The organism is Phenylobacterium sp., from assembly GCF_036723115.1.
GTDB lineage: Bacteria > Pseudomonadota > Alphaproteobacteria > Caulobacterales > Caulobacteraceae > Phenylobacterium.
The window spans coordinates 1-5,110 of record NZ_DAIMHV010000178.1 but is presented as its reverse complement, the minus strand read 5'-3'; the positions used below and the strand labels follow the sequence as shown (position 1 = coordinate 5,110).

At 74.0% G+C, this 5,110-nt stretch carries 2 protein-coding genes; both read left to right on the top strand.

From position 1 onward, the window contains the following. Positions 1-2,318, top strand: a 2,318-nt coding sequence (bcsB, locus tag V7D28_RS13780) for a cellulose biosynthesis cyclic di-GMP-binding regulatory protein BcsB (RefSeq protein WP_333587958.1), incomplete at its 5' end; no start/stop codon positions are given. Between the two features lies 1 nt (position 2,319). Beyond that, positions 2,320-5,110 (top strand): tetratricopeptide repeat protein (locus V7D28_RS13775; RefSeq protein WP_333587957.1); only part of this gene is annotated, 2,791 nt, incomplete at its 3' end.

Below are 5,110 nucleotides of genomic sequence, written 5' to 3'. Positions count from 1 at the left end.
CCTCCAGCCCCGTGGCCGGGGTGAGCCACGCGCTCGCGCTCTTCGCCGCCACCGGTCTCCTGGCCCTGGCAATCGCCGCCCCAGCTTCGCCGGCCTGGGCGCAGGCGGCCCCCCTCCCCAGCCCGGCGGCGAACGCGGCGGCAGACCCCGCATCGCCGCCGTTCCCGGGCGTGAACGCGACAGACGCATCCTCCGGCGTCCGGCGGGTGCAGATCAGCCTGCGCGACCTGGGCGTGGAACAGCCGCTGCGGCTGGTTTCGGTGGATGGCGAGGCCGGCCTGCCCTTCCGGCTCGGCGCCGACGAGGTGGTGACCAGCGCCAACCTGGTGCTCAACTACGCCCACTCCCCGGCCCTGCTGGCCGATCTCAGCCACCTGACCGTGACCATGAACGGCGAGGTGGTCTCAACCCTGCCGCTGACCGCCGCCACCGCCCGCGGACGGCAGGTGGTGCTGCCGGTGGACCCCGCCCTGATGCTGGTGGACAACCGCCTGGGTCTTCGCTTCACCGGCCACTACACCCGCGAGTGCGAAGACCCCATGCACTCCTCCCTCTGGGCGGTGGTCAGCAATACGCGCACCGTCCTTGACCTGACCATCACGCGCATCCCGGCCGTTCCGGATCTGGCCCGTCTGCCGGCGCCCTTCTTCGACAACGCCGACCGGGCGCTGAGCCTGCCCTTCGTCTTCGTAGGCGCGCCGGACCGGCAGGTGCTGCAGGGGGCCGGCGCCGTGGCCTCCTATTTCGGCGCCCTGGCCAGCTATCGCGGGTTCGCCTTCCCGGTGCTGATGGGCGCCCTGCCCGAGGCCGACGGCGTCGTCTTCATAGTCGGTCCCGACACCCTGGGCCTGGGGGTGGCAGATCCCCGCGGCCCGACCCTTTCGCTGGCGCAAAATCCCCGCAACCCGCTGGCGCAGCTGCTGGTGGTCCAGGGCCGGGACGCCACCGAGGTATTGCAGGCGGCCTTGACGCTCAGCCTGGGCGCACCGGGCCTGGGGGGCGTTCGCGCCGAGCTTGGCCCCCCCATGCTGGCCCAGCGGGCGGCCTATGACGCGCCCCGGTGGCTGCCCACGCGGCGCCCCGTGCGGCTGGGGGAGTTCATGGCGCCCGAGCAGCTGGCGGCCGACGGCCTGCCGCCCGGACCGGTCGCCGTGCCGTTCCGCCTGCCCCCCGACCTGCTGTTCTGGCCGCGCACCGTCGCCCCCCTGGAGCTGCGCTACCGCTATCCCATGGGACCTTGGATCAACCGCGAGGAGTCGCGGCTCGATGTCTCGCTGAACGGCCAATACCTGCGCTCCTTCCGGCTGAACCGTCAGTCGGAGGCCGACGACCTGCGCAGCCGCCTGTTCCGCCGGTTCGTCCTGAATGAGGCCGGGGTGAGCCTGCCGCCCTACAGCCTGTTTGGTCAGAACCAGCTGCAGTTCTACTTCGACCTCAAGCCGCGCAAGACCGGCGCCTGCGAGGGCCAGTTGCCCACCAATGTGCGCAGCGGCATCGATCCCGACAGCACGCTCGACTTCTCCGGCGGCCACCACTTCACCCGTCTGCCCAACCTCGCCTTCTTCGCCAGCGCGGGCTTCCCCTTCACCCGCTATGCCGACCTGTCGCAGACCGCCGTCGTCCTGCCGGACGCGCCCACGCCCGCGCATCTGGAGGCTTTCCTCCACCTGATGGGACGCTTCGGCGACGCCACGGGGGCGCCGGTGACGCGCCTCTTCATCTCAGGCCCGGGCGAGACCCAGGGCCTCCAGGGCCGCGACATCCTGATGATCGGCGGCTTCGACCTTCTGAACGCCGACGCCAGCCTGGCCGAGGCCGCCCCGGTGGTCCAGAACGGCCAGACCCTGCGCCTGAAGGCGGCCAGCCTGATCCAGCGGGCCTTCGCCCTGCGCGGGACCCTGATCGGCGAGCCCGACACCGAACGTGAGCGCGCCGCCAGCGTGCTGGTGGAGGCCGGCGGCTTCTCGGGCTTGCTGAGCTTCGCCTCGCCCTATGGATCGCAGCGGGCGGTGGTGGCCCTGATTTCTGATCAGCCTGAGCGCCTGCCGACCCTGGTCCGGCTGCTGGACGATCCTGCTCAGAACGCCCAGGTGCGCGGCGACCTCGTGGTGGGGGCGGCCGCCGGCCTCCAGGCCTTCGAGGTCGGCGACGGCTTCTATGCCGGCGACATGGCCTGGCCCTATCGCATCCTCTGGTGGATCAGCCGCAATCCCGTCCTGTTGGCGCTGGGCCTCGTCCTGGCCGCCCTGGTGCTGGCTGTTCCCATCTCGCTCTTCCTCGGCCGCCAGGAGCGGCGGCGCCTCGCAGGGGGCTCATGACATGACCCGTCCCAGACTTCCCCTCATCCTTCTGGGCGGCGCGGCCGCCGCAGCGCTTCTGCCGGCGCCGGCGGCCCAGGCCCAGAGCGCGGAATCGGCCATCACGACCCTGATCCGCCAGGCGGCCTTCTGGCGCGAACGCGGCCGGCCCGACCTCGCCCGGCAATCGCTCGAGCGGGTGCTGCAGACCGATCCCAACAACGCCGAGGCCCTGGCGGCCCTGGCGCGCTACGCCGGCGAGGATGGCGACGCCGCCGCGGCCCAGCGGTGGACGGCGCGCCTGCGGGCCGCAGCCCCCAATGATCCCCGGCTGGCCACCCTGCAGGGCGCGGCCCAGGCGCGCCAAGCCGCGGCCACCGCCATCCCCGAAGCTCGCCGCCTGGCGCAGCGGGGGGACACGGCCGGCGCCATCGCGGCCTATCGCCGGGCCTTTGGCGGGTCGACTCCGCCCGCCGCCTACGCGCGTGAGTACTATGAGACCCTGGCCGGCTCGCCGGCCGACCGGAGCCAGGCCGTCACGGGCCTGAGGGCGCTGGTGCGCCAGTCGCCGGGCGACACCGGCCTGCGGCTGGCGCTGGCCCGGACCCTCACCTATTCGGAGGCCACCCGTCGCGAAGGCGTGAACGAACTGGCCCGCCTGGCCCGGGGCTCGGACGCCGCGGCCGCGCCGGCCGCCCAGGCCTGGCGCCAAGCCTTGATCTGGCTGAGCGCCAATCCCGCCGACATTCCCCTCTATGAGGCCTATCTGACGGCGCGTGGAGAGGACGCCGAGGTCCGTCAGAAGCTCGCCCAGGCGCGGGACAACGCCCAGCGCGCCCAGGCCTCCCGCACGCAGGCGGACACCCTGGCGCCCCTGCGCAGCCAGGGCTTCGCCGCCCTGGAGCGCGGAGATGTGGCCACCGCCCAGGCCCGGTTTGAGGCGGTGCTGGCCCAGCGGCCGTCCGACGCCGACGCCTTGGGCGGCCTTGGCCTGGTGCGCCTGCGCGCCGAACAGTTCACTGAGGCCGAGCAGTTGCTGGACCGGGCCTCCCGGGCGGCGCCGGGCGCGCAAAGCCGCTGGCGGGAGGCCCTGGCCAGCGCGCGGTTCTTCTCCGGCCTGCGTCAGGCCCAGGCCGCGCTCGCCGCCGGCGACACGGCCCGGGCCCGCAGCCTGGCTGAGGGCCTGCGGGCGCCGGCCGCGGAGGATCAGGCATTGGCCCAGATGGTCATGGCCGAGAGCCTGCGCCGGGAACGGCGCTGGGCCGACGCCGAGGCGGCCTATCGGGCCGTGCTGCAGACTTCTCCCGACAGCGAGGACGCCCGGCTGGGCCTGCTGGAGGCCCTGATCGGCCGCAATACACCGGAGAGCCAGGCCCAGGCCCAGCAACTGGCGGCCGATCTGAACCGTCAGGGGGTGGGCGGTGCGCGCCTGGGGCAGGTGCTGGCCCAGGCCGAACTCGCCCGGGCCACAGCCCTTGCCGATCAGGGGGACCTGGCCGGCGCGGCGGCGGCGTTTCAGTCGGCCCTGGCGAGCCAGCCCGCCAATGCCTGGATCCGCTATGACTACGCCCGGTTCCTGGACGCCCAGGGTCAGGGCCTGGCGGCCGACGGGCTGATGGCCGGCGCCCGGCAGCTGGGGGATCCGGAAAACCTCTATGCCCTGGCGCTCTATCTGGACCAGAAGGGTCGGCTGACCGAGGCCCAGGGACTGCTGGCGCAGATTCCTCCGGCGGCCCTGACCGCGCCCATGGCGGAGTTCGCCCGGGAACTGGAACAGCGGGCGGCGATCAGCCAGCTGGCGGCCCTGGCGGCCAGCGGCGAAGCCTATCAGGCCATACCCACCCTGCGGGCCTATGCCGGCCAACCTGACCTGCCGCTGGGCCTGCGCGGCCAGATCGCGCTCGCCCTCTATGACGCCGGGGACCAGGGCCAGGCGCTGGCCTTGGCTCAGGCCGCGCTGCTGGCGCCGCCGGAGTCGGAGCCTGCGGCCTATGCCGGCTTCGTCAAGGTGCTGGCCCGGTCCGGGCGCGACATTGAGGCCGCCGGCCTGATCCGGCGCATCTCCACCGAAGCGGCCGCCACACCGGCCGCCCGGCGCGAACTGGCCAGCCTGGGGGCGGCGCTGGGGGTGGAGCGAGCCGAGCGTCTGCGTCAGGGGGGCGACTTGGCCGGGGCTTTCGACGCCCTGTCCCAGGCCTACAGCCTGGCGCCGCAGGACGCCGACATTCTGAAGGCGCTCGGCCGGCTCTATATGGCGGGCGACCTGCACGCCAACGCCCAGGGCGTCTATCAGGGCCTGCTCGCCCTGCGGCCCAACGATCCTGACGCCCTTGCGGGCCTCGCCGAAGCGGCCCTGGCGCAGAATGATCCGCAGACCGCCCGGCGCAGCATCCGCCAGGCCATCGCCCAGGCGCCAGAGAATGTGGATCTGCTGCTGCTGGCCGCCCGCGTCGAACAGAGCGTCGGCGACCGGGCCGCCGCCCGCCGGGCCCTGGAAGAGGCGCGGCGCCTGCGCGAACGGCAGATGGCCGCCGCCGCTGGTCGCGGCATGGGCCTGCCCGGCGCGCCGGGGGGGCTTGGCCCCAATCCCTTCCTGCGTCAGCTGGCGCCCAGCGCCTGGGCGGCGCCCGGACTGGCGGCCCTCCCGCTGGCCACGCCCGCGCCCGAGCGCCTGGCCCTGGGCGGCGCGCGCCCCTGGGCCGCCAGCCTGGCGGCGGCCGACCTGCCCCTGCCCGGACGTGCCGCTGCGCCCGCGCCTGCCCCTGCGGCCTCCCCCTGGAGCGTGGCGCAAACCACGCCTTCTGCCACATCTC